This is a genomic window from Thermosipho ferrireducens (assembly GCF_017358165.1).
GTDB lineage: Bacteria > Thermotogota > Thermotogae > Thermotogales > Fervidobacteriaceae > Thermosipho_B > Thermosipho_B ferrireducens.
This window is the reverse complement of sequence record NZ_CP071446.1, coordinates 1,226,424-1,251,460: the sequence shown is the minus strand read 5'-3', so window position 1 is coordinate 1,251,460 and position 25,037 is coordinate 1,226,424. Positions and strand designations below refer to the sequence as shown.

General features: G+C 34.6%; 23 protein-coding genes. 13 read left to right on the top strand and 10 right to left on the bottom strand.

What is annotated here, in order from left to right:
- Window positions 1-6: 6 nt before the first annotated feature.
- From JYK00_RS06235 to JYK00_RS06205, 7 genes are all read right to left on the bottom strand, one after another.
- Window positions 7-1,341, bottom strand: a complete 1,335-nt coding sequence (locus JYK00_RS06235) for a B12-binding domain-containing radical SAM protein (protein ID WP_207566062.1) — start codon at window positions 1,339-1,341, stop codon at window positions 7-9.
- Window positions 1,310-2,092: a type III pantothenate kinase gene (locus JYK00_RS06230; RefSeq protein ID WP_207566061.1), complete on the bottom strand. Its 783-nt coding sequence runs from the start codon at window positions 2,090-2,092 to the stop codon at window positions 1,310-1,312. The genes JYK00_RS06235 and JYK00_RS06230 overlap by 32 nt, the downstream gene beginning before the upstream one ends.
- Window positions 2,093-2,106: 14 nt before the next feature.
- Window positions 2,107-3,615 (bottom strand): HD domain-containing protein, encoded by a 1,509-nt coding sequence (locus tag JYK00_RS06225; protein ID WP_207566060.1) that lies wholly within the window; start codon window positions 3,613-3,615, stop codon window positions 2,107-2,109.
- An 83-nt stretch (window positions 3,616-3,698) separates the two neighbouring features.
- A complete protein-coding gene (gene udk / locus JYK00_RS06220; RefSeq protein ID WP_207566059.1) occupies window positions 3,699-4,313 on the bottom strand; it encodes a uridine kinase in 615 nt (204 codons plus the stop codon).
- A 2-nt stretch (window positions 4,314-4,315) separates the two neighbouring features.
- Window positions 4,316-4,885 carry a metal-dependent hydrolase gene (locus JYK00_RS06215; RefSeq protein ID WP_207566058.1) on the bottom strand — a complete coding sequence of 190 codons (570 nt, stop codon included), beginning with the start codon at window positions 4,883-4,885 and terminating at the stop codon, window positions 4,316-4,318.
- Window positions 4,886-4,891: 6 nt separating this feature from the next.
- Complete coding sequence (locus JYK00_RS06210) at window positions 4,892-5,929, bottom strand: polyprenyl synthetase family protein (protein WP_207566057.1); 1,038 nt, start codon at window positions 5,927-5,929, stop codon at window positions 4,892-4,894.
- Window positions 5,930-5,940: 11 nt separating this feature from the next.
- Window positions 5,941-6,552, bottom strand: a complete 612-nt coding sequence (locus JYK00_RS06205) for a HEAT repeat domain-containing protein (protein WP_207566056.1) — start codon at window positions 6,550-6,552, stop codon at window positions 5,941-5,943.
- Between the two features lie 105 nt (window positions 6,553-6,657).
- Here JYK00_RS06205 and hydF point away from each other — a divergent pair, with 105 nt between their 5' ends.
- The 13 genes from hydF to xerA all read left to right on the top strand — a co-directional run bounded on the left by hydF (window position 6,658) and on the right by xerA (window position 21,284).
- Window positions 6,658-7,869, top strand: a complete 1,212-nt coding sequence (gene hydF, locus JYK00_RS06200) for a [FeFe] hydrogenase H-cluster maturation GTPase HydF (protein WP_207566055.1) — start codon at window positions 6,658-6,660, stop codon at window positions 7,867-7,869.
- Window positions 7,866-9,242 (top strand): aspartate ammonia-lyase, encoded by a 1,377-nt coding sequence (locus JYK00_RS06195; RefSeq protein ID WP_207566054.1) that lies wholly within the window; start codon window positions 7,866-7,868, stop codon window positions 9,240-9,242. The genes hydF and JYK00_RS06195 overlap by 4 nt, the downstream gene beginning before the upstream one ends.
- 19 nt (window positions 9,243-9,261) lie before the next feature.
- Complete coding sequence (locus tag JYK00_RS06190) at window positions 9,262-9,549, top strand: hypothetical protein (protein WP_207566053.1); 288 nt, start codon at window positions 9,262-9,264, stop codon at window positions 9,547-9,549.
- Window positions 9,549-10,217, top strand: a complete 669-nt coding sequence (locus tag JYK00_RS06185) for a HesA/MoeB/ThiF family protein (protein ID WP_207566052.1) — start codon at window positions 9,549-9,551, stop codon at window positions 10,215-10,217. The genes JYK00_RS06190 and JYK00_RS06185 overlap by 1 nt, the downstream gene beginning before the upstream one ends.
- Before the next feature lie 230 nt (window positions 10,218-10,447).
- Window positions 10,448-13,093, top strand: a complete 2,646-nt coding sequence (gene ppdK, locus JYK00_RS06180) for a pyruvate, phosphate dikinase (RefSeq protein ID WP_207566051.1) — start codon at window positions 10,448-10,450, stop codon at window positions 13,091-13,093.
- Window positions 13,094-13,160: 67 nt separating this feature from the next.
- Window positions 13,161-13,619, top strand: a complete 459-nt coding sequence (locus JYK00_RS06175) for a hypothetical protein (RefSeq protein ID WP_207566050.1) — start codon at window positions 13,161-13,163, stop codon at window positions 13,617-13,619.
- The gene (gene glmU, locus JYK00_RS06170; RefSeq protein ID WP_207566049.1) at window positions 13,570-14,925 is read left to right on the top strand and encodes a bifunctional UDP-N-acetylglucosamine diphosphorylase/glucosamine-1-phosphate N-acetyltransferase GlmU; all 1,356 of its coding nucleotides are present in this window, start codon (window positions 13,570-13,572) and stop codon (window positions 14,923-14,925) included. The genes JYK00_RS06175 and glmU overlap by 50 nt, the downstream gene beginning before the upstream one ends.
- The gene (locus tag JYK00_RS06165; protein ID WP_207566048.1) at window positions 14,906-15,856 is read left to right on the top strand and encodes a ribose-phosphate pyrophosphokinase; all 951 of its coding nucleotides are present in this window, start codon (window positions 14,906-14,908) and stop codon (window positions 15,854-15,856) included. The genes glmU and JYK00_RS06165 overlap by 20 nt, the downstream gene beginning before the upstream one ends.
- Window positions 15,857-15,892: 36 nt before the next feature.
- Window positions 15,893-16,552 carry a 50S ribosomal protein L25 gene (locus tag JYK00_RS06160; RefSeq protein ID WP_207566047.1) on the top strand — a complete coding sequence of 220 codons (660 nt, stop codon included), beginning with the start codon at window positions 15,893-15,895 and terminating at the stop codon, window positions 16,550-16,552.
- 1 nt (window position 16,553) lies between these two features.
- Window positions 16,554-17,102 (top strand): aminoacyl-tRNA hydrolase, encoded by a 549-nt coding sequence (gene pth / locus JYK00_RS06155; protein ID WP_207566046.1) that lies wholly within the window; start codon window positions 16,554-16,556, stop codon window positions 17,100-17,102.
- Complete coding sequence (locus JYK00_RS06150; protein ID WP_207566045.1) at window positions 17,099-17,527, top strand: hypothetical protein; 429 nt, start codon at window positions 17,099-17,101, stop codon at window positions 17,525-17,527. The genes pth and JYK00_RS06150 overlap by 4 nt, the downstream gene beginning before the upstream one ends.
- Window positions 17,528-17,648: 121 nt before the next feature.
- Window positions 17,649-20,411 carry an excinuclease ABC subunit UvrA gene (uvrA, locus tag JYK00_RS06145; RefSeq protein WP_207566044.1) on the top strand — a complete coding sequence of 921 codons (2,763 nt, stop codon included), beginning with the start codon at window positions 17,649-17,651 and terminating at the stop codon, window positions 20,409-20,411.
- A 15-nt stretch (window positions 20,412-20,426) separates the two neighbouring features.
- Window positions 20,427-21,284, top strand: coding sequence for a site-specific tyrosine recombinase/integron integrase (gene xerA / locus JYK00_RS06140; protein ID WP_228288128.1), 858 nt, complete (start codon window positions 20,427-20,429; stop codon window positions 21,282-21,284).
- Between the two features lie 55 nt (window positions 21,285-21,339).
- On the opposite strand, the gene eno is transcribed toward xerA, so the two are convergent.
- The 3 genes from eno to JYK00_RS06125 form a co-directional block, all read right to left on the bottom strand.
- Entirely contained in the window at window positions 21,340-22,629 is a 1,290-nt protein-coding gene (gene eno / locus JYK00_RS06135) for a phosphopyruvate hydratase (protein ID WP_207566043.1), read from the bottom strand.
- 157 nt (window positions 22,630-22,786) lie between these two features.
- A complete protein-coding gene (locus JYK00_RS06130; protein ID WP_207566042.1) occupies window positions 22,787-23,680 on the bottom strand; it encodes a hypothetical protein in 894 nt (297 codons plus the stop codon).
- A gap of 75 nt (window positions 23,681-23,755) precedes the next feature.
- Window positions 23,756-24,949: an S-layer homology domain-containing protein gene (locus tag JYK00_RS06125; protein WP_207566041.1), complete on the bottom strand. Its 1,194-nt coding sequence runs from the start codon at window positions 24,947-24,949 to the stop codon at window positions 23,756-23,758.
- Between the last annotated feature and the right edge of the window lie 88 nt (window positions 24,950-25,037).

The window sequence follows — 25,037 nt, the reverse complement described above, 5'->3', positions numbered from 1 at the left end:
TATTACTTAACTTTTTAACTCTCTTGCTTTTTGTTTTAAAAACTGTATCTTTTTTTCATCCATTCCATACTTCCACCAAAATGGTAAAACCGTGTTATTCAACAAAACAGGATCTTCATTCCCCCTGAGTGCTCCTTTGTTTACCAGCTCTATCCAATCATCTGTTCCAACGATTGGCGTATATTCATTTAGAGAAAACCCTATCCCTTCTTCCCTGCAAATTTTCATTGCCTGAACAACTTCTTCTTCTTTCTGATCCGGGATATTAATCATTATATACGCAGATACTTCTCTTTCTGTGAAACCGACATCTCTTAACAACCTGGCCGCTTTTATTAAATCCCTATCAACAACTTTACCACCTGTCTTAATTTGCAAATCTCCAGAAGTTTCATATCCCAGTTTTATAGTTTTAAATCCCGCTTCTTTTAAAAGTTCCGCAGTTTCTTTATCCAAAAGTCTGGCATGTATACCATTTGGAAGATGATAATTCACTTTCAAATCTTTTTTTATAAGTTCTTTTAACAACGGTTTAAAATGTTTATGCGAATTTACAAGTATCGCATCATCAAAAAAAACCACATCTTTTACATCGAAATAATTTACATATTTTTCTATTGTTTCAACAGTGCGAAATATCTCTCTAAATTTGATTTTATTCCAGATTCTATGGGCTATACAATAAGTACATCTAAAAGTACAACCAAGTGTAGTAGTAAGAACAAGATATCCTACATTTTCATACAGGTCATACGCTGGTTCCAGCTCTTCAAACCAATCAAACACCTCAACTGAAAGATCCACGTCCAACAAATTACTTAAAACTTTCGGAAGCAAATTTAATTCGCTGCTGGAAAAAATGTAGGCTCCTGATTTTTTAGCGTGGTACGGTAAATTTCTAACGTAAAACCCTCCAAAAACAATAGGTACTTTTCTACCCAAAACCTGTTTAATTGTTTTTATAGTTTCCCAGTATCCCGGATACCAATAAGTTAATGTAGAAGTAACAAAAACTATATCAACTTTTCCTATTTCTCTAAGTTTATCATAAAAATACTCCTTGGGTGCACCATACCTTTTATATGTTCGTGGAACAAATGATAATACAGATGGCTTTTCGATTTTTGTATAAGGAAATTTTCCTGTTTTATAAAATTTGTCTTTTGGAACCTGGACATAATCATGTAATCTTTTATCATGCCGGTTCATAAGATCAATTAAAAATACTTCAAAACCTAATTTTTTTAAATATGAACCAACATAAAGCAAACCTAACGGTTTCAACCAGAAATCGTAAGCTGCGAAATCTTCAATCCATGGATTTATTAATAACGCTTTCATAAAAATAGTATATCCCCCTAAGTGTCAAATCCTGATCGAAAATGTATTGTAACTTGTAATGTTTTCTAAAAAAGTTTTCAACAAGCAAAGCCTGTCCACCAGTTAAAATTATATAAGTGCTTTCTGGAAAATTTAACTCCTTTTTTATTTCATCTATCGCATACCTTATGCCACCTAAAACAGTATTTATAACTCCAATTTTTATGTTGCTTTCTGTATCTTTTCCTACAAATGAACTAAACGGCTTTATCTCTATCATAGGAAGTTTAGCAGTCCCTTTAAAAAGAGCGTTAATCATCATATAAAACCCAGGGATTATAGAACCACCTTCATAAACACCATCGCGAAGTATTTCTATTGTAGTTGCCGTCCCAAAGTCCACTATAATACAGTCTTTTCCATAGTCTTTCCAGCTCGCAATCACATTTGCTACTCTATCTGCACCTATCTCTTCTGGAAATTTAACGTTCCACGTTAGATGTGGAAATCTCCTTGCATCAACAAAAATAGCTTCACTCTTTAAATATTTTTTTGAAAAAAATTCAAAAACATGATTTATTTGTGGAACAACAGATGATATCACTAATCTTTCAATGTGCGCATCAACTTTGATAAGAGATTTTACATAAGCATAGAGTTCATCTTCCGTTTGTATAGATTTCGTAGAAATCCGCCAGGTTGAAAAATTTTTCCCTTCCTCTGTAACCGCTAAAGTAGTATGTGTGTTTCCCACATCAAATAGTAAAACCATTACAGTGACCTCCCCTACCATCTGGTGGTCAATTCAGTCTTTAGTTTTGGAACTATATTATATTTTTCAAGCAAATCCCTTATATCTTTTGTTACATAGACTCTTACTATTTGAATTAAATTACTACTCATAAAATCATATGCAGGGTATTGCCTTACATACTCATCAAAACTTAGAATTTTGTTTTTCCATGAATCATATATATAGATGTTACTCTTCAAAAATTCCTCCGGATGTACCAATGTCAATTTATACGGAGTATCCACTCTGAATATCTCATCAAAATTTGATAAAACCATGGACAATTCCTCTTTATCCTCTTCTTCTGCGATTTCCACTGCCTTCTCAAGTCTCAACCTTATTTTCTGAAGAATATCCATTGCAAGTCCCTGACTTGCAACTGAAGGATCTATTCCTTCAACGGAAAACGGCGCCTCAAGAATCGTTTTCCAGAGTTCTCTGGATTTTAATTTCTGGATAATTTCATACGCCATAACAACATCCAACTCTATTGCCTGCAAATCTATTTCATAGTTCAATATTTTCTCTTTAGTAATCTCAAAAGAATCCACTGTATATTCCCTAACTATGTTCTCAAACATCACTTCTATTTCATTAATTATCCTTTGATCAGTTAATTCCATAAAAGTTTCAAGATTTTTCACCCGGTTTGGAAGGTTAAGGGGTCTATAAGAAAAATCAAGAAGTTCCTGTATCATCAAATCAGCAGCTCTGGATGTTTTATGAAAATAAACATTTTTATACATCATAAACCTTCCAAAAAGGATAGTGTATATTTCATCTATTACTTTTATGTTGTATGTTAATAGTTCTTTGTTCTCCGATTTATATATGGAAGAATTTCTTATCAACCTATCCAATGCACCTGTACCAAAGCCTCTGGTTCCTGCATAATAAGAATCACGGAGGACAAAGTCTAATCTGTCTGCTCCAAGTGGTCCTTGAATTAACCCAAAATCCACAGTGCCCTTTTCTTCCCCTTCAAATACCTCTACTATAGATTCCATAACCATTTTAAAATCCTTTTTTATATCATCTGAACATTTTCCAAGAGTATTTTCAATATCTTCAAGAACAGCCTTTTGAAGTTTCTTATGAGAACGATTATAAATTTTTTCCATAGCACCTGGCATATATTCCAGGAGTATCCTTTTTCTATATTCATCATGTCCCTCATCAAGCTGCATTCTTTTATAAACCACGTCGTCAAATTGATGGCTAAAAGGACCATGACCAATATCATGCAATAACCCTGCAAGTCTTAAAATTCGAACTTTTTCAATTTGATCATAAAGGTGTTCAGCATACATCCCGGCTATATGCATCGTTCCCAGAGAATGTGAAAATCGAGTATGTGTAGCTCCAGGATAAACATATTCAGCACCAACAAGCTGGGAAAGATACCTTAATCTTTGCAAAGCGTTAGTATCAGCTGCAAGAATTTCCAACGGGTACATGAATATTTCGGAGTATACAGGATCACGTGCAACTTTATAATACATTAAAATCACCTCTTTTTTTATTGGCAAATACTTCTTAAACAAGATTTTAACATATTTTCAAGCAAAACACGAAAATACATGCATTACTTCTTCATCACTTTCTTAAAAATAAATTCAACTACAACATTTACCGCTTTTTCATTAAATCCTCCTCTTGGTATTATTAAATCCGCGTATTTTTTAGTAGGTTCCACATATGCATCATGCATTGGTTTTACTAAGCTGAGATATTGATCAATTACAGATTCCATAGTTCTGCCTCTCTCTTTAATATCCCTTTCCAGACGTCTAATAAATCTCACATCATTCTCTGCATCCACAAATATACTGAGATCATAATATCTCCTGAGCTCTTCATAGTAAAGTGCAAATATCCCTTCCACTATAAGCACAGGTTTGGATTCAAGTTCAATATATTTTCCAGTTCTCGTATAAAGAGCAAAGTCATATTCAGGAAGTTTTATTCTTTCGCCTTTAAGCAATTTTTTCAAATGAGCAATCAACAAAGTATGTTCTATCATATCTGGATGATCATAATTATATTTTTTCCTTTCCTCAAATGGAACATGGCCCATATCTTTATAATAGTTATCCATTGGTAAAATTTCACAATTCTCTTTCCCCAGCACTTCATTAATTTTTCGCGCCACAGTAGTTTTTCCTGAACCGGTTCCGCCACCTATTCCTATTACAAACACAGTTAATCTCCCCTTTTTCTAACCTTTAATTCACCATTTCTCTCCATAAATAAAGAATCAAGTACAAGATGTGAAATATAGCCTGTTATAGAAACGGTACCAATAAATACTGTATCAGGAATATTTTTATAGCTCCACCAATAACCCGTAGCCACTATAGTTCCATAAATTAGTCCTGCAAGTACTGTATGTAATGGCCCCCTATGACGAGGTGTCACAATCTCATAAAGAGCTCCTACACATAAGGCAAAAGTAAATGAAATAAAAAAACGAATAGAAAAATAACTAACGTAAAGATGAGAAATTTTAAAAATATTTATAAAAAAAGAGTTAACAAACTCCAGATACGCCGCTGTCCCCATTAAAAGTAATTTTATAAATTTATGTAAAAATGAATGATTATGGTCAATGTCAGGCATATCCGAAGACAAAATGTATATTAAAAAACCTATTGCAATAACCTGGGAAGATGGAGAATCAAATCTGCCGATTCTTATAACAAATTCATATATAACAAGAATTATTGGATAAGAAAATATTCCAAATCGTATATGTGTATGAAAATTTGGCATTATTATTCACCTCTGAATGGCAGAAACAAGTTCTTCAAGAATTTCTCTATATTCATGTTTCATGTTTATATATTTTAAATTTTCAAGTGATACGCCACACAAATAACTGATAACTTCTTTTGCTTTTTGAATTGCCCCACTGTAAATAATTTTTTCTTTCAACAAAGTTACATCTTCATAGGATTTTTGAGGTTTGGACAAAATTTCAAAAAAACTTCTATCAACTTTTTTTATAGCAAGTTCAATGAGTGAGGTGAATTTCCCCTCTAAAAAATCCGTATCAGACGATTTCCCCGAGTTTTCATCAAAGCTACTTATAATGTCATCCCGTATTTGAAAAGCTATTCCCGCTGGAATAATCGCTTTTTCTAATTTTTTTTCTTCTTCTTCTGTATACTTTCCACTCAAAATTAAACCGATAACTAACGGGTAAAAAAAGGTATAATAAGCCGTTTTATATTTTGCAATTTGTTCGAAGATCCCAACGTCCTTTTCAGAGATGTTATTACGAAGCGTATACAAAGAATCCAATATCTGCCCATAAGCAGTTTTTATATAACAATCTGAAAACCTTTTCATAAATATATTTTTGTCCGGAATATCAAGCGAGGCCAGAGATTTTATAACATAAAACATTGCAATATCTCCTAAAACTATAGCTAAATCTTCACCTATTCGATCATTATTAACCAGATTTTCAAATCTTTTCTGAAGTAAAATATGCATCGCTGGCGCTCCACGTCTTTCCAGAGCTCTATCCATGATATCGTCATGAATTAGCAAGAAAGCGTGCATGATCTCAATACCAGCTGCCACAGTTAAAATTACATCTTCTTCTAAATTTTTGTCAGAATATCCATAATAACCCAATATTACAAGTAAAGGTCTTATTCTTTTACCAGGCCTCAATACGAAGCTTTTTAAATATTCCAGAATTTCTTTAAGTTCTTCAAAATAAGCTTCATTTATACCATCATCCATAATTTTTTGAATTTTTTGATCAATCTTATCTTTAAACTTCTCCTGAAAACTTTTAAGGAACATCATAAAGCCTCCTAATATAGATATTTTTCTATGTTATCCCCAACAAGTGTCAGGAGAATTTCTCGATACATAGGATTTTTCATTACAACAAAAGACAAGGCCTGTTTCAGTATTGCAAGTTCTTCTCCTTTGAATATTCCACTTTCTATAGCCTGTACAAGATCTTTAACAATTTCTGGTCGATCTATGTAAGAAAGAGCAATTGCTGCCTGCGCTCCAAATTTAGCTCTCTCGGTATCTTCCAGAAGAAAAAACCTTAATATATCATAAACTTTGTCACCTTCACCAAGTTTTGCAAGTGCCTCATATATTATAAGCTCTGCTTCTTCAAAACTATAAAAAGAAAGTAATTTATAAAGATATGGAACAATTGATCTCTCTCCAAAATCCCCTAACAAATCCACCACGTAAAGCAAATAAACATCATCTTTTTTTTGAGCTTTTAACCCTTCATGAAATTCTTTTAACAGGTACTCTCTGGCTTTATTACCCAGCTTAAATAGAGCTTCAGAAACTATATCTCTAACTTCAGAATCACCTTCTTTAAGTAATTTTACCAGTTCAGGAATTGCTTTATCTCCCTTTTCTTCTACAATTCTTTTTATTAAAGATTCTCTATCCATTACTTGCCTCCTCACAAAAATTAATACTATTCATATTTCCCTAAGTGAATTATATCACACCATCTGATATAATTAAGTAAAAGGCAAATGATGGAAGGTGAGATAATGATTGCAAGTGGTGGATTTAGAAAATACATAGCTATTACCGGGAGGAGAAACGTTGGAAAATCTTCCTTTATGAACGCTTTGATCGGGCAGAATGTTTCAATTGTTAGTGAAGTTGCCGGGACAACAACAGATCCCGTTTATAAAAGTATGGAACTCACTTCACTTGGTCCGATTACTTTCATTGACACACCAGGTTTAGATGATATCGGATCGCTTGGTAAATTAAGAATCGAAAAGGCCAAAAAAAGTCTTTATAGAGCAGATGCCAGTATATTAATAGTTGACTCTTATCCCACAGAATATGAAGACAAAATAGCAAAACTTTTTTTGGAAATGGAAATTCCTTTTATGATTGTTGTAAACAAAGCAGATATATTAAAGGATAATTCTCAAGAAATCGCCAATTCGTACATAAAAAAGTACAACGTTCCTGTACTAATAGTATCTGCAAAAGAAAAAAAAGGACTAAACAATATTGCTGAAACTTTAAAAAAAATAATCCCCACAGATGACGAGATTCCATTCCTTTCTGACCTGATAGATGGCGGAGACCTTGTGGTTCTTGTAGTCCCAATTGACCTTGGAGCTCCAAAAGGAAGACTTATAATGCCACAGGTCCATGCTATAAGGGAAGGATTGGATAGAGAGGCGTTAGTGTTAGTTGTAAAAGAACGCGAATTAAGATATGCAATAGAAAATATTGGCATTACTCCAAAACTTGTGGTTACAGACTCTCAAAGTGTCATGAAAGTAGTCTCAGACATTCCAGAAGATGTTCCACTTACTACCTTTTCTATACTGGAGTCAAGATACAGAGGAGATCTTCAGTACTTTATAGAAAGTGTAAAAGAAATAGAAAAACTCCAGGACGGTGATAAAGTCATAATAATGGAAGGATGCACCCATAGACCTCTTACAGAAGATATAGGTCGTGTAAAGATTCCAAGATGGCTTATAAACCATACTGGAGCAAGTCTGGAGTTCAAAATCTGGGCAGGTGTTGATATGCCAGAACTCGAAGAACTTACAGGTGCAAAATTAATAATCCACTGTGGTGGTTGCGTTATGAATAGAAACGCCATGATGCGCCGCGTCAGAATGTCAAAACGTTTGGGAATTCCCATGACAAATTACGGGGTAGTCATTTCTTATCTTCACGGAGTTTTAAGCAGAGCGGTGAAACCACTTTTAGGTGGTGAAAAATTATGAGAAAAGAAAAAGACTATCTTGGTGAAGTTGAACTACCTGATAACGCTTTTTACGGTATTAATTCGAAAAGGGCTACTGAAAATTTTCCAACAACTGGCGAACAGTTTGATGAAAAATTCATATGGGCATACTTTATGATCAAAAAAGCCGCAGCTATTCTAAACAAAGAGTTAGGTTATTTACCCGAAAACATTGCAAATGCTATAACTCAAGCATGCGACGAATGGGAAACGTTAAAAAAGAGCATAATCGTAGATCCACTTTCTGGTGGTGCAGGCACAGCAGTCAACATGAACATTAATGAGATTATCGCAAATCGTGCCTCCCAAATTCTTGGAAAAGAATTGGGAAGTTATTTCGTAAATCCATTTGACCACGTAAATCTTCATCAATCCACAAATGACACATTTCCAACAGCGGGCAAAATAGCTGTTATATTAAGGCTCAGAGAATTAATACAGGCAGTTATAAAACTTCAAGAAATCATTCAAAAAAAAGAAAAAGAGTATTATACCATAAGAAAAGTTGGAAGAACACAGCTTATGGATGGCCCCCCAATTATGTTAGGGCAGGAATTTGGAGCATGGGCCGACGCATTAGCTCGAGATAGGTGGAGATTAAATAAAGTTGAAGAAAGAATTAGAAGCGTTAATTTAGGTGGAACTGCCATTGGAACAGGCGTTGGTGCACCAAAAGATTACATCTTGAAAATTGTAGAAATTACCAGACAGGTAACCGGTGTAAAAATAGCAAAAGCTGAAAACTTAATTGACATGACACAAAATTTAGACGTCTTCTCAGAAATCCACGGTTTACTAAAATCTGCTGCCGTTAACCTTTACAAAATTTCCAACGATATAAGGCTATTGTCAAGTGGTCCGCACACCGCTATTGGAGAATTAATACCACCACCAGTACAAATAGGTAGCTCCATAATGCCTGGAAAAATTAATCCAGTAATTCCGGAATATGTTATGCAGCTTTCTCATGTGGTGTTTGGAAACGATGTTATTGTAACAAGCGCTTGTTCCCTTGGAAATCTGGAATTAAACCAATTTGTACCAATTATAGTTCATTACACTCTAAAATCTCTTTATTTCTTAAAAAATGCCTGCGATGCATTAACAAAATATATCGATAAAATAGAAGTAAACCATCAAAAATGTGAAAAAAATCTTGAATCGTCATTTTCAAATTTGACCCCGCTTATAAAAATTTTTGGGTATGACATTGTTTCAGCTGCTGTTAAACAGGCAAAATGGGATATAGAAAAAACTCTGAAAATCCTTGCAAAAAAATCGGGTATTTCTGAAAGTGAACTTAGAAAAAAATTGAATGTACAAAAAATGACAGGGCTTGGTTTTAACTTATAGATAGTGAGGTGATAAAACTATGATAGTGAAATTTGTAGGTGGAATACGATATTTTGTAGGAATAAAAGAAATAGAAGTAAACTTCGACACATTAGAAAATATTTTAGAACAGGCTGGGGAAAAAATCGGGAAAAAGATCAAACTAATTATCGACAAAGAAAATATGAAAACGTTTCTGGTTATCGATGACAACGGTAAAGAGATGAAAACATCCGTAGTGGTTCATAACAACGGAAAAAATATTTTAAAACAGGAAAACATTGAAGATGGGGAATTACAAATCATAATGCCGGTAGGTGGTGGATAATGCTTGACACATCAAGACATGAAAAACTATTAGGCAAAGAAACTATGGAAAAAATAAGTCAAACAAACGTTCTGGTTGCCGGAGCTGGTGGATTGGGCAGCACTGTGCTTCAATTGTTAGTGAGATTGGGATTTAGCAACATAACAATTGTTGATCCAAAGATTGTTGATCCCCCAGATTTAAACAGACAAATATTATACACAAGAGAAGACCTCGGAAAACATAAAGCTTTAATTGCCAAAGAAAGATTACTTTCCATAAACCCATCATGTGAAATTTTAAGCATTATTGACGAGATTGATGAAAATTTTAATTTAGAAAAAAATATAGATATAGTTATTGATTGCTTTGACAACTTTGAAAGTAGATTTATTTTAGAAAGCTGGTGTGAAAAGAAAGGTATCCCTTTTGTTCATGGGGGAGTTGAAGAATACAGAGCTCAAGTGACTGTAATTATCCCTGGAAAAACAAAAAGTCTCAAAGAAATTTACTTTGGTATTACAACGAAAAACAAGCCACAGGTTTTTCCACCCACAGTAATAATAACTGCTTCTTTACAGGTTAATGAGACCATAAAACTATTAAAAGGAGATCTTTCTAACGCATTAGTAAACAAAATACTTTTTGTAGATATATTAAAAAATGAATACGAAATTCTTTCTCTTTAAATCTAATTGGCACAATTTTCATGCCAAAGCTGCAACAAAAATTTTTGCTAATATGTGTGGAAATCGTTTGTGATTTCCACATTTTTTTAATTTGATGTTTCTGAAATTTTTCAAATTAACTATCGTTACAAAATAGAAAAATATAATTATCAATTATTAATCGTAACTGATATCCTGATATGTTAAAATATTACCGATACTTAACTTTCCGAATCTGAGGAGGTGTAACGATGTCAAAAAAATGGGTATACTTTTTCGCCAACGGACAAGCCGAAGGTAAAGCTGAAATGAAAGAACTTCTTGGCGGTAAAGGCGCCAATCTTGCAGAAATGACAAATCTTGGAATACCTGTTCCGCCTGGCTTTACTATTTCCACTGAAGTTTGTAAATACTATTATGATCATGAAAAAACTTATCCTGAAACATTGAAACAGGAAGTGGATGAAGCCCTAAAGAAACTGGAATCAGTTACCGGTAAAAAACTTGGAGATCCAAACAATCCTCTTCTTGTCTCAGTTAGATCAGGTGCTGCTGTATCAATGCCTGGAATGATGGACACAATATTAAATCTTGGTCTTAACGATGAAACAGTGGAAGGTCTTGCAAAATTAACTAACAATAAAAGATTCGCATATGATGCTTACAGAAGATTTTTGCAAATGTTTGGTGACACAGCACTTGGTATTCCACACGCTGAATTTGAAAAGGCATTAGAGGCAAGAAAAGAAGCAAAAGGAGTCAAACTTGATGTTGAACTTGATGCAGACGATTTAAAAGCACTTGTAGAAGATTATAAAGAAATTTATAAAAAACACGGGAAAGAATTTCCACAAGACGCATATAAACAACTATGGGCCGCTATTGACGCTGTATTCGGCTCATGGATGAACGAAAGAGCTATTAAATACAGACAAATTAACAATATTAAGGAAGGAGAATTACTCGGAACTGCTGTTAATATTGTTACAATGGTCTTTGGTAATATGGGTGAAGACAGTGGAACTGGCGTCTGTTTTACAAGAGATCCAAACACCGGTGAAAAGAAACCCTATGGAGAATTTTTACAAAATGCACAGGGTGAAGACGTGGTTGCAGGTATAAGAACTCCCGTTCCATTGGAAGAATTGAAAAAATTCAATGAATCTGTTTATAACGAACTTCTTAATATCATGGAAAAGCTCGAAAAGCATTATAAAGATATGCAGGATATAGAATTCACTATAGAAAAAGGCAAACTTTACCTGCTCCAGACAAGAAACGGAAAGAGAACCAGTCAGGCTGCTATTAAAATTGCTGTTGACCTTGTTCATGAAAATTTAATTGATAAAGAAACGGCTGTAATGCGAGTAAGACCTGAAGATATAGAAAAAGTTCTTCACGCAAAATTCGACGAAAACGAGTTGAAAAATGTTAAAGTAATAGCAAAAGGATTGCCAGCTTCTCCGGGTGCAGCTACAGGAAAAGTATATTTTGACGCAGCAAAGGCGGAGGAAAAAACAGCTGAAGGCGAAAAGGTAATTCTTGTTAGACCTGAAACAAGCCCAGAAGACGTTGGAGGTATGAATGCAGCTGAAGGTATTTTAACTGCACGCGGTGGAATGACATCTCACGCTGCGGTTGTTGCAAGAGGTATGGGTAAACCCGCCGTTGTTGGTGCCGAAGAAATAGTTGTTGATGAAAATGCTCTGGAATTCCGTGTCAATGGTGTAACGGTAAAAGAAGGAGATTGGATCTCAATTGATGGAACAACAGGTAATGTGTACCTTGGTAAAATAACCACTGTAAAGCCACAAGGGCTTGAAGGTCCTGTTGCAGAACTCTTAAGCTGGGCCGATGAGATCAGAAGACTTGGTGTAAGAACAAACGCTGATATTCCAAGAGATGCAAAAGTAGCGAGAGATTTTGGTGCAGAAGGCATCGGACTTTGTAGAACTGAACATATGTTCTTTGAGAAAGATAGAATCCCAAAAGTAAGAAGAATGATTGTAGCAAAAACAAAAGAACAACGTGAAGCAGCACTTGAAGAACTTCTTCCTCTTCAAAAAGAGGATTTCAAAGGCCTTTTCAGAACAATGAAAGGTTTACCTGTTACAATAAGACTTATTGATCCTCCTCTTCACGAATTCCTTCCAAATGACGAAGAACAGATGAAAGAAGTAGCTGAACAAATAGGAATTAGTGTAGATGAATTAAAATCTGTAGTGGAACAACTCCATGAATTAAATCCAATGCTTGGTCACAGGGGCTGTAGGTTAACCATTACATATCCAGAAATTGCAGTTATGCAAACAAAAGCTATAATTTCCGCTGCAATTGAGCTCAAAAAAGAGGAAGGAATAGACGTTATCCCGGAAATAATGATCCCTCTTGTGGGACACATAAACGAATTAAAATACGTTAAAAAAGTAGTTGTAGAAACAGCTGACTCACTTATAAAAGACGCAAATATAGATTTAACATACAAGGTTGGTACAATGATTGAAATTCCAAGAGCTGCCATCACTGCAGATCAAATTGCACAAGAAGCGGAATTTTTCAGCTTTGGAACCAACGACCTTACTCAGATGACATTTGGATTCAGCCGAGATGACGTTGGAAAATTCTTGCCAGAATATCTTGAAAAAGGTATTCTTGAACACGATCCATTTAAAAGTTTAGATTGGGAAGGTGTAGGGCAATTAGTAAAGCTCGGTACAGAAAGAGGTAAAAGTACAAGAAATGATCTAAAAGTAGGAGTTTGTGGTGAACATGGTGGAGACCCAAGATCCATTCTCTTTTTCGATGCAGCTGGTCTTGATTATGTAAGCTGTTCACCATATAGGGTACCTGTTGCAAGACTTGCAGCGGCACAGGCTACTATCAAAAATAGAAAGTAATCTTTATTGTTTCAATGGGGCCCATCTTATGGGCCCTTTTATTGTTTAAAGGAAAGGGTGAAAAACAATGTCATTTTTCTTATTTTCCATAGGAAGCGCTATTGTACTATACATCATTACTAAATCATTTTACTATTTCTTTTTAATAGCTCTTGGTCTCTACTATTTATGGCGTCAAAACAGTAGACTGGAGACTTTTTTAAGCTTGACTTTCGTTTTAATGATGGCACTTTCATTTCTTTCCAGAGTAAACGGATACAAACCATCTGGATTAAATTTTCTCTTTTACGGAAGTTTTCTTTCAGTTCTTTATGATCTTTCAAAGAAGGTTATCTGGAGCATACCTTTTTTTGCAACAATTGGAATAGGTATTTCCATGATTGGAGCTATTAAATATGGAAACATGGGATATCTTTTTGGCTTACTAATTATTCCTGTGTTCTTGCGGGAATTAACCATAAAAAGGGGTGAGCATGTTGAGAGTTCTGATTTTAGCCGCAGGTTTAGGAAAAAGAATGAAATCTAAATATCCAAAAGTAATTCATCCTATTCTCGGCAAACCCATGATAAACTGGGTTATCGATACAGCTAAAAATTTTGGAGAAACAGCTGTAGTATTAGGTCACGGCGCTGAATACATTAAAGATGTTATTCAAGATGATATTAAAACATTTTACCAGGAAAAACAGCTTGGAACTGCCCACGCTGTTATGTGTGCGTATGATTTTATAGATCCAGACGATAATTTTTTAATTCTTTATGGAGATGTTCCTTTCATAACAATCGAAACTTTAAAATCATTGGAAAAAACTCATGTGAAAGGTAACAAGGATGTTACCATATTGACAGCTATATTGGACAATCCTCGCGGTTATGGTAGGATATTAAGAGGGGAAAAAATTAGAATCGTTGAAGATAAAGACGCAACAGATGAAATAGCGAAAATCCGTGAAATAAACACAGGTATATACGTATTTAATGGAAGATTTTTAATTGAAAATATTAAAAAAATTAAAAACAATAACGCTCAAAAAGAGTACTATTTAACAGATATTTTGTTGTTTGCAAATAATATAGGAACAGTTACTGTAGAAGATACATTTGAGATTTCTGGAATAAATAACAGGGTTCAACTTGCTTATGTAGAAAAAGAAATTAGAAAAAGAATAAATGAAAAATTAATGCTTGAAGGTGTGAGAATAATAGATCCTGAAAATACTTACATAGATGTCTCTGTAAAAATTGGAAAAGATACAGTTGTATACCCAATGACTTTCATTGAAGGTGATACGACCATAGGTGAAGATTGTGTCATTGGTCCCATGACCCGTATAAAAGACTCAACAATAGGAAATAACGTTAAAATTATAAGATCAGAAGTTGAAAAAAGTGTTATAGACAACAACGTTTCTGTGGGACCATTCTCAAGACTAAGAGAAGGCACGCATCTGTCTTTGAATGTAAAAATTGGGAATTTTGTCGAAACTAAAAAAACATTCGTTGGGAATAATAGTAAAGCTCAACATTTATCTTATCTGGGTGATACTACTATAGGAAATAATGTAAATATAGGAGCAGGAACTATAACCTGCAATTACGATGGACGTAAAAAACACCCAACGTTTATAGCGGATAACGCATTTATAGGAAGCAACAGTTCATTAGTAGCCCCTGTTAGAATAGGCGCAAATTCAATTGTTGGGGCCGGTTCTGTAATTACCAGAGATGTCCCGGATAACGCTTTAGCTCTTGGGCGTGCCCGGCAAATCAACAAAGAAGGCTGGGTAAAGCATAAAAGGGAGGATAACAAAAATGCAAATTCAGAAAAATGAAATGAAAATATTTTCTGGTAATGCTAATAGAGCTCTTGCCACAAAAGTTGCAAATTATATAGGCTCAAGACTTGCAGATTGCGAAATAGGTAGGTTCGCTGATGGGGAAATCAACGTTAAGATTGGCGAAACAGTGCGAGGTCACGACACGTTCATCATACAACCAACATGTCCACCTGTTAATGATAATCTTATGGAACTGCTGATAATGATAGATGCTTTAAAACGAGCTTCCGCCAATAGTATTGCGGTAGTTATCCCTTATTATGGATACGCCAGACAGGATCGGAAAGCTAAAGGAAGAGATCCTATAACAGCAAAACTCGTAGCTAACCTTCTTACTATAGCGGGTGCAACACGTGTAATGACTGTAGATTTACATTCTGAACAAATACAGGGCTTTTTTGATATACCTCTTGACAATCTCTGGAGTTTTCCAATATTTGCAAAAACTTTAAAAGAAAGTGGAATAACAAAAGAAGATTACGTCATTGTATCTCCCGATGTCGGTGGAGTAAAACGGGCAAGACAGATCGCAGAGAGATTAGGTGGTCCTCTCGCGATTCTGGACAAAAGACGACCAAAAGATAATATTGCAGAGATTTTAAATATAATAGGTGAAGTTGAAGGAAAAACCGCTATAATTGTTGATGATATAGTTGATACAGCCAGGTCTTTAGTTAACGCGGCCGCCGCGTTGAAAAAGAATGGAGCAAAGCGAGTAATTGCGTGTATAACTCATCCTGTACTGTCAGACGACGCAAAAGAAAGAATTAAAAACTCTGATATAGAAAAAATATATATTAGTGATTCTATTTACCATGAAAATTTACCGGAGAACTTCGAAGTTGTTTCTCTTGCACCGCTTCTTGGAGAAGCAATTGTAAGAGTTCGAAAAAATTTATCAGTAAGTATTTTGTTCAGACAATAATAAACCCTTAAAAATAGAAAAAGAGGAGGTATATTTATGACAAACGCATCCAAGGTAGAAGCCCTTACCCGTGCTGTAGTGGGTAAAAAGAGGGCTATAAGAAGGTTGAGACGTCAGGGTCTTATACCAGGTGTAGTGTATGGTCCAGACATAGAACCATTGGCTATTGCCATTGACAGACGCATTTTAAACAAACTCCTTCATGAAATCACTGAATCCAGTTTAATTAACCTTGTAGTGAAAGATGAAAACGGAAAAGAAGTACTTGCTCATGACGTTTTCATCAAAAACGTCCAGTACGACAAGGTTACAGATGAGGTAAAACACATTGACTTTTACGCCCCGGAAAAGGGACACAAGATGAGCATAAAGATTCCTCTTGAGATTGTGGGAAAAGCTATTGGGACAGAAAAAGGCGGAATACTCGAAGTGATTCACCATGAACTTCCAGTAAAGACTTTGCCAGACGTTGTGCTTGAAAAAATCGAAGTTGATGTTACCAATCTCGGCCTTGGAGAATCAATACATGTAAGAGATTTAAAACTTCCAGAAGGTATGACCCCAGAAATACCAGAAGAAGAAGTAATAGTGACAATCGCAGTTCCAAGAGGTGTCGAAGTTGAAGAAGCACCTGCAGGAGAAGAAGAAGTCGAACCAGAAGTTATAGAAAAGGGCAAGAAAGAGGAAGAGGAATAACTTGGTTTTAGTTGTTGGTCTTGGAAATCCTGGCCCACATTATGCCTTTACAAGGCATAATGTGGGCTTTATGTTTTTAGATAGGCTATCAAGCCACTGGCAGAGAGAGTTCAATTATCTTTATTCAAAGATAAAAATTGAGGATAAAGATGTAAAATTAGTAAAACCTATGACTTATATGAATTTAAGTGGAAAAATATTTGATTTCATAAAAATTGAAAATTATAGTGGTATAATAGTAGTGTACGATGATTTGGATTTACCTCTTGGAAAAATAAGAATAAGAAAAAAAGGTTCTGCTGGAGGACATAATGGTGTAAAGTCTATTATTCATGCTATCGGAGAGAAATTCATAAGAATAAGAATAGGTATAGGACCAAAACCTGAAAAAGAAGATGTAGTACACTACGTACTGAGCAATTTTACAGATGAAGAATTACAAATTTTAGATAAAGTATTAAATGTTTCTATAGAAGCTTTAAGAGTGATAATTTCCGAAAGCGTTGATAAAGCAATGAATAAATACAATTCTTTTGAGGTGGCAAAGTGAAATGTCCAAGATGTAATGGCAACAGTGACTACTATCAGAAAGTTATAATTGATGGCGTAGAAAAACTCATAGTTTTTTGTAAAAAATGCGTGGTTGAAACGCTAAAATATGATGTGGCAGAATACACAAAAGCAGGTATTGAACTTTTAAACGCCCATACTAATTTTGCTGAAGAGATTTTCTCTAACAGCAATAATTTTACAAAAAATACCCTTGAAATTTTGACTTTGATGCCGCTTGCCGTTCAAACTGTCTTATTTAAAGGTGACGAATTAACCAAATTAAGACTAACAAAAGATATAAATTCCCGCCAGATTTACTTTCTACAACAAAGATTAAAAAAAGCTTTAGCAAGTGAAAATTATCAACTGGCAAACATCCTGAAAAAGCAAATTGAAAGGCTTCAAAATCTTACCGAAATATAATTATTCTTTCCTTCCGTTAAAAACACCCCTTTTTTGAACAATCCATTATTTTCTATTTTAATGTTAAAATAATTATAGATATCGTGATAACCATATCTGTTACATATAGGAGGAAAAATCGATGAACTATATATTTGTAAAGGGTGCAAAAATCCACAATCTAAAAGGAATAAATGTTCAAATTCCGAAAAATAAAATCACTGTCATAACTGGTCTGTCTGGTTCAGGTAAAAGCTCACTTGCACTTGATACAATTCACGTCGAAGGGCAACGACGCTATTTAGAAAGTCTTTCATCGTATGCAAGACAGTTCCTTGGAGAATTAAAAAAACCGGAAGTAGATTCCATAGAAGGTTTATCTCCATCAATTGCTATAGATCAAAAAAGTGTTTCACACAACCCGCGCTCCACTGTCGGTACTGTCACAGAAATATACGACTATTTACGAGTTCTGTACGCACAAGCTGGCACTCCCCACTGTTATATTTGTGGAAGGCAACTGGAAGTAAAAACCATTGATGAAATCGTAGAAAATATAATAGAACATTTCAAAGGAAAAAAAATATATATAGAAGCTCCCATTGCGCGTGAAAAAAAAGGGAGTTTTAAGGATATATTCGAGAAGCTTATGGAAAAAGGTTATCTCCGCATTGAAATCGATGGAACACTTTATAGATTAGAAGAAGTTCCAGACCTTAATAAAAATGTCAGACATAACATAAATTTAGTAATTGACAGGATTAAACTACAAAACCTGAATGAATTGAAACACCGGATTTTTCAATCGGTTGAACTGGCGTTAAAAGAAGGAAATGGCTTTGTTTTAATAAAAGAAATAGAAAACAATGTTGAACATATTTATTCAGAAAAAATGATGTGCCCTGTATGTGGAATTTCTATACCTGAAGTTACACCAAAATTATTTTCTTTCAACAGTCCATATGGAGCCTGTCAGCGCTGCCATGGCCTTGGATTTACGCTGGAAGTGGATGAAAACCGTGTGATCGACAAAAACAAACCCGTTTTAGAAGCTATTCGCATAGGACATAAAGAGGGTGGCTGGATAACAAGAAGGATTGTAAAAATAGTAAATCAATATGGAGGAGATTTAAAGAAACCTTTTAAAGAATTACCGGAAGATACAAGAGAAGCCATTCTCTATGGTACAAGCTATTTTGAAGGACTTATTGAAATTGTCAGAGAAAGATACGATGAATATACTTCTGAAGATTCAAGAGAGTGGCTCGTTAAAAATTTCTTTATAGAACAAACCTGCCATGAGTGTCATGGCCAGCGTTTGAGAAAAGAAGCATTATCTATACTCATTGATGGGCTTAATATAATTGACTTTACAAACCTTTCAATATCCAAAGAATATAATTTCATCTTATCGTTAAAAAATAAACTACCTTCAAAAAAAATAAAAATAGTAAAAGAATTGTTGGAAGAATTGGAAAAACGTCTCTCTTTTTTAATAGAAGTAGGACTGGGATATCTCACCTTATCAAGGAATGTAAAGACACTTTCAGGTGGAGAAGCTCAGAGAATTAGACTTGCTACACAGATTGGCTCTGGATTAACAGGGGTAACCTATGTGCTGGATGAACCTACAATAGGACTTCATCAGATTGACAACGAACGTCTGATAAAAACTCTTAAAAAACTAAGAGACCTTGGAAATACGGTAATAGTAGTTGAACACGATGAGGAAGTTATTAAAAATGCGGATTATATAATAGATATAGGTCCGCACGCAGGAACAGCGGGTGGCGAAGTTGTTTATCAGGGAAATTTAAAGGGAATATTCAAAGAAATCAACCGTTCAATAACTGCGCAATACTTAAAAGGTATTCGAAAAATAGAAGTTCCAAAAAACAGAAGAAAAGGCACAGGAAAATTTCTTACAATAAAGGGTGCAAAGCACAATAATTTAAAAAACATAGATGTGAAATTTCCCCTCGCGACTTTTATATGTATTACAGGTGTTTCTGGATCCGGGAAAAGTTCACTAATTGTTGATACTTTATACCCTGCACTTATGAATAATCTTCACAAATCAAAACTTCCCGTTGGAAAATATGAAAAAATTGAAGGATTAGAAAACATAGATAAAGTTATAGCAATTGATCAATCACCAATTGGTAGAACACCAAGAAGCAACCCTGCAACTTATACAAAAGTTTTTGATGAAATAAGAAAGCTATTTGCGATGACACCTGAAGCAAAAGCTCGAGGCTATACACCGGGAAGATTTAGCTTTAACGTGAAAGGCGGACGATGCGAAAACTGTCAAGGACAGGGAGTAATAAAAGTTGAGATGCTATTTTTACCAGATGTATATATAGAATGTGACGTTTGCAATGGAAAAAGATACAACAGTGAAACTCTGGAAGTTGTTTATAAAGAGAAAAACATATCCGATATTCTAAATATGACTATCGATGAAGCACTTGAATTTTTTAAAAACATTCCTTCTATAAAAAATACACTACAATTACTTCATGATGTTGGACTTGGCTATATAAAGCTCGGACAGCCTGCAACTACTTTATCTGGTGGTGAAGCCCAGAGAATAAAGCTGGCTTCTGAACTAAAAAAAAGGGCAACTGGCAATACAGTATATATCCTGGACGAACCTACTGTGGGTTTACATTTTGAAGACGTAAAAAAACTAATAGAAGTATTAAATCGACTTGTAGACAAAGGTAATACAGTAATTGTCATTGAACATAATCTTGATGTAATTAAAACCGCTGACTATATAATAGATCTCGGTCCTTACGGTGGAGATGACGGCGGATATATAGTTGCAACTGGAACTCCTGAAGAAATTGTTAAGAACAAAAAATCATTAACTGGAAAATATCTGGCAAATCTTCTATAAAATGGGGTGGTCTCCGTGATAAATGATGAAACAATCCAACTTTTTAAAGATTATCTTGAACATGTTAGGAGAGTATCAGAAAACACTCTAAAAGCCTATATCAAGGATGTCAAAAAATTTTTTAATTTTATACAAAAAGCACCTTCGGAAATAATAAGACAGGATGTAGAAAACTTTATTAAAGCTCTTTCACGGGGAGAACTTTTAGGAATTCGCCCGCGAGAGTCCACTATTTCAAGATACATGTCCAGCCTGAGTACCTTTTTTAGCTATCTTGAACTTGCTGGTATTATAAAATTCAATCCTATGGAACGGATCAGGCATCCGCGTGTAAGACGAAAAATTCCCGACTTTTTATCAGAAGAAGAAGTACAAAACATACTGAAATCTTTTGACGAAGAAAAAGAGTTGAAAAAAAAGACTGCTATAAGTCTTCTTTATTACGCTGGACTTAGAATCGGTGAATTGTGTAACCTGAGATTGACTGACATATCACTTTCCCCTCCATTTTTAAGGGTTGAAATGGGAAAAGGGAAAAAAGATCGCCTCGTCCCACTCCCGGAAAAAATAATTCCATTAATCGAAAAATACCTGAACAATTACAATCCAACTTTTTTTCTATTTGAAAATAATTCTGGACACATTCATCCTTCAACAATATTTAGATGGTTAAAAAGCGCTACAAAAAAAGCTGAAATAAAAAAAGATGTGCATCCTCACACGTTAAGACATTCCTATGCAACACATTTAATTAGAAAAGGCGTGAGTGTAAAAGTTGTTCAAGAATTACTTGGACATTCAAATCTCAGCACAACAAGTATCTATTTACATGTGGCAGATCAGGAAAAATTTGAAGCAGTAAAAAATTTATAATTATAACAAAATCCCCCGAAATCGGGGGATTTTATCATCTACCAGAACATAACCCTTACTTTTTAATCGAGTAAAAAGCGTTTAAACCTTTATATTCAGCAACCTCTCCTAACTCTTCCTCTATTCTAAGGAGTTGATTGTACTTTGCTATTCTTTCACTTCGTGAAAGTGAACCTGTTTTAATCATACCAGCGTTTGTTGCAACTGCAAGGTCTGCAATAAATGTATCTTCAGTTTCTCCAGATCTGTGAGAAATAACATTTGTCATATTATTGGTTTTTGCAAGCTCAATTGCATTAAGAGTTTCTGTAACAGATCCTATTTGATTGAGTTTTATAAGAATTGAATTTGTAGCTTTAATCTCAATTCCTTTTGCAAGCCGTTTTACATTTGTAACGTAAAGGTCATCACCAACAATTTGAACTTTATTCCCAACTTTTGAATTAAATTCCCTATAAGCTTCCCAATCTTCCTGATCAAATGGATCTTCAATGGATATTATGGGATATTTGTCAATAAGCATTTCATAATATTCTATTAATTCTTCAACATTCTTATCAGCACCATCTATATGGTATTTTTTTGTTTCTTCATTATAAAACTCACTTGCTGCAACATCCAATGCTATGTAAATATCTTTACCAGGTACATAACCTGCCTTTTCAATAGCCTGAATAAGTACCTGAATAGCCTCCTCATTTGAATTCAGATTAGGCGCAAAGCCTCCTTCATCTCCAACAGCTGTAACATGACCTGACTCATGCAAAATTTTTTTCAAGGCATGAAATGTTTCTGCTCCGTACCTTAAAGCCTCCCTGAAAGTAGGTGCACCAGCAGGAACTATCATAAATTCCTGAATATCAAGATTGTTATCCGCGTGTTGCCCACCGTTAATAACATTCATAAAAGGTACAGGTAACACCTTTGCATTTACCCCTCCAAGATATTTATAAAGAGGTAATCCCAGAGATATTGCAGCAGCTCTTGCAACAGCCATTGAAACTCCAAGAATTGCATTTGCCCCAAGATTACTCTTGTTTTCTGTGCCATCAATTTCAAGAAGCGTTTTATCAAGCCCAACCTGATCATATGCGTTAAAACCAAGAAGTTTTGGTGCTATAACCTCATTCACATTTTTAACAGCTTTTAATACACCTTTCCCAGAATATCTATCTTTTTCACCATCTCTAAGTTCAAGAGCCTCAAACTTTCCTGTAGATGCTCCTGATGGAACAATAGCCTTTCCAATAGAACCGTCTTCAAGCATAACCTCAACTTCCACAGTAGGATTTCCACGGGAATCAAGTACTTCACGAGCTTTAATATCAATTATTTCAATATACACCAACAACACCTCCTTTTAGTTAACCTTTTCACAAGATTAATTATACAAAAAAAATGTTTCAAAATAAATATAAAAACTTTACAAAAACACGGCCCCTTATTAATCGGGGCCGTGCTTTAAAACTAATAGACTGATTCGATTTTAATTTGAAAAATACTTAGAACCCAAATGATGCGCTTAATGACAACTCAACTCCATCGTTACTGTATGCTACTTTTGGTGTCAATGTTACATTATCATTATAGGCATACTCACCCCATGCACTTACCGCAAGAGAGGTGTTATCTCCGACTGTATAACCAAAATCAGCATAAACTGTCAATGGTTCAGATACAGGATAGGTTACCTTTGAATATAATGCAATTGCATTGAAATCTGTAAGATCACTTTCGACCAGAACTTTAACAGGATCAATAGATACCTCAGCACCAACTAACAGTGCGGTTATTGTAGAATCTTCTAAACTGTATCCAAATGCTCCTGAAACTGTCACTATATCAAACGAGCCGGTTACACCAAATCCCAGAGATTTGAAATTATCATCGGCTATGAAACCTAAGGATACAGGATCGAATGAAAGTGTTCCAAAAACATTTACAGATGGAGTTGCTGCTCCTTTTTCATATCTTGGATCAAGTGTAACATAAACGCTTCCCATATCAAATGAGTACTTAACACCAAGATATTCTTTTGGATAGTACCATGCAGAACCATAACGTCCCCAAATTAAATTATCAAAGAAAGCATAAGGATTCAACCAGTAACCTTTCTTTCCTAAGTATACACTTAATGAATCTGTTGGCTTGAGTGTAACGTACGCTTGATCAATAGAAAAGGTGTTGCTTTCATCATAAAATCTGATTCTTAAGTAATATCCATCACCACTTGCCGTCATCTGAATACGATCAAAATCTAATCCGACTGAGTCTGTCAAAACACTTGTAGAAGCGTTAAAAGTATACTCTACTGTGATACCTCCACTGAAAGTTACTTCTGCAAAAGCAAAACCTAAAACCAACACTGAGACTAACAAAACAAGCAACTTCTTCATACAACCAACCTCCCTTTCAGAGTAATGAGCAATATTAAAATAGAAACCAACATAAAATAACTTAATAACTATAATTTAAGGTGTTTTAAGAAATCCTGCATAAATTGCTATACCAAGGCCAACTGCTCCGAGTACAATTCCAATAATTGAAAGTGTATTTACACTATCTACTTTCTTACCAAGTGTTTCAACATCAGTTTTGTCAGCTTTAGTCTCAACTACCTTGGTAAGATTTTCAACATCAGATTTTAAAGCCGCTTGATCTACTGATTTTTGAACTTTTTCTATTTGTTTTCTCAAAGAATATTCCACTTCACCAAGTTTCATTGCAAGTCCATTTAATGTATCACTGTTAAATGTTGCTATTTCATTTACTTCATTTATTTTGTTATCAATACTTTTCACTTTAACACCTATAAGCTTCACCAATTTCTTTTCAAGATTTTTAATATTCGAAGCATTCTGGTAAACCAGATTTCTTAGCATAGGAATGGCATCATTTACATTTGCTTCGATATTTGCAACTTTACCCTTTACTTCAACAAGCTTTTCATCTGTATAAGCTTTTACATCTTCTTCTGTTTTTGCAATTTTCTTATACAAAAATTCAATTTGGCCGTTTACATTCTCAAGACTTGTATTTACAACACTTTCCACATCTTTCTTAGTTGCTTTTTTGGTAAGCTCCTCATAAATCTTTATTATATCCTTATCATGGATATCCAGAGCTTTATTAAGTTTATCAATAGCGGTAGAAATTTCAGAAAGATTACTTGTTTTGTTTTTGAGAACCGCTACATCTTTTTTAAGATCACCTGTAATTCCATAAAGCGTGGTAATATCCCCTTCGTGAATATCAACTGTGATTTTCAAGTTTTCTAAATCCTTTGTAGCTTCTTCAAGTTTGGCCACTTTCATTTCGAGTTCATCAATTGCGTTTGATACATCTTTAACGACTTTGTAAAGCGCATCAAGCTGGTCTTTATTGGCACTTATGAGCCTTAAGGAATTTAAATACCTGTTTTTAATAATTTCACCAAGCTCACTTTCTATGGTATTCATAGTACGTGCAAGAAAAACAGCAAGCTCATAACGAGTAACGTTTGATGTTCCCCTGAATGTTCCATCTGGATAACCGGTAATAATACCCGCTTCTTCTAACTGAGTGACTGCTTCATATGCCCAGTGGTTCTTTGGTACATCGTTTATTGCGGCAATAGCGAAAGCAGATACTAATAGTATAACAATAATGGCCAAATACTTCCTCATAAAAAATACCTCCCTTCCTGATTTGTGTTACACCTTGTTTACCTGACAGCAGTATTATAACATTTTTTTTTAACCTATTTCAAGTTTT

Coding starts and splice junctions, on each gene's coding strand:
- JYK00_RS06235 (WP_207566062.1), bottom strand. CDS start 1,341: ATGAAAGCGTTATTAATAAATCCATGGATTGAAGATTTCGCAGCTTAC.
- JYK00_RS06230 (WP_207566061.1), bottom strand. CDS start 2,092: ATGGTTTTACTATTTGATGTGGGAAACACACATACTACTTTAGCGGTT.
- JYK00_RS06225 (WP_207566060.1), bottom strand. CDS start 3,615: ATGTATTATAAAGTTGCACGTGATCCTGTATACTCCGAAATATTCATG.
- JYK00_RS06215 (WP_207566058.1), bottom strand. CDS start 4,885: ATGCCAAATTTTCATACACATATACGATTTGGAATATTTTCTTATCCA.
- JYK00_RS06210 (WP_207566057.1), bottom strand. CDS start 5,929: ATGTTCCTTAAAAGTTTTCAGGAGAAGTTTAAAGATAAGATTGATCAA.
- JYK00_RS06205 (WP_207566056.1), bottom strand. CDS start 6,552: ATGGATAGAGAATCTTTAATAAAAAGAATTGTAGAAGAAAAGGGAGAT.
- hydF (WP_207566055.1), top strand. CDS start 6,658: ATGATTGCAAGTGGTGGATTTAGAAAATACATAGCTATTACCGGGAGG.
- JYK00_RS06195 (WP_207566054.1), top strand. CDS start 7,866: ATGAGAAAAGAAAAAGACTATCTTGGTGAAGTTGAACTACCTGATAAC.
- JYK00_RS06190 (WP_207566053.1), top strand. CDS start 9,262: ATGATAGTGAAATTTGTAGGTGGAATACGATATTTTGTAGGAATAAAA.
- JYK00_RS06185 (WP_207566052.1), top strand. CDS start 9,549: ATGCTTGACACATCAAGACATGAAAAACTATTAGGCAAAGAAACTATG.
- ppdK (WP_207566051.1), top strand. CDS start 10,448: ATGTCAAAAAAATGGGTATACTTTTTCGCCAACGGACAAGCCGAAGGT.
- JYK00_RS06175 (WP_207566050.1), top strand. CDS start 13,161: ATGTCATTTTTCTTATTTTCCATAGGAAGCGCTATTGTACTATACATC.
- JYK00_RS06165 (WP_207566048.1), top strand. CDS start 14,906: ATGCAAATTCAGAAAAATGAAATGAAAATATTTTCTGGTAATGCTAAT.
- JYK00_RS06160 (WP_207566047.1), top strand. CDS start 15,893: ATGACAAACGCATCCAAGGTAGAAGCCCTTACCCGTGCTGTAGTGGGT.
- uvrA (WP_207566044.1), top strand. CDS start 17,649: ATGAACTATATATTTGTAAAGGGTGCAAAAATCCACAATCTAAAAGGA.
- JYK00_RS06130 (WP_207566042.1), bottom strand. CDS start 23,680: ATGAAGAAGTTGCTTGTTTTGTTAGTCTCAGTGTTGGTTTTAGGTTTT.
- JYK00_RS06125 (WP_207566041.1), bottom strand. CDS start 24,949: ATGAGGAAGTATTTGGCCATTATTGTTATACTATTAGTATCTGCTTTC.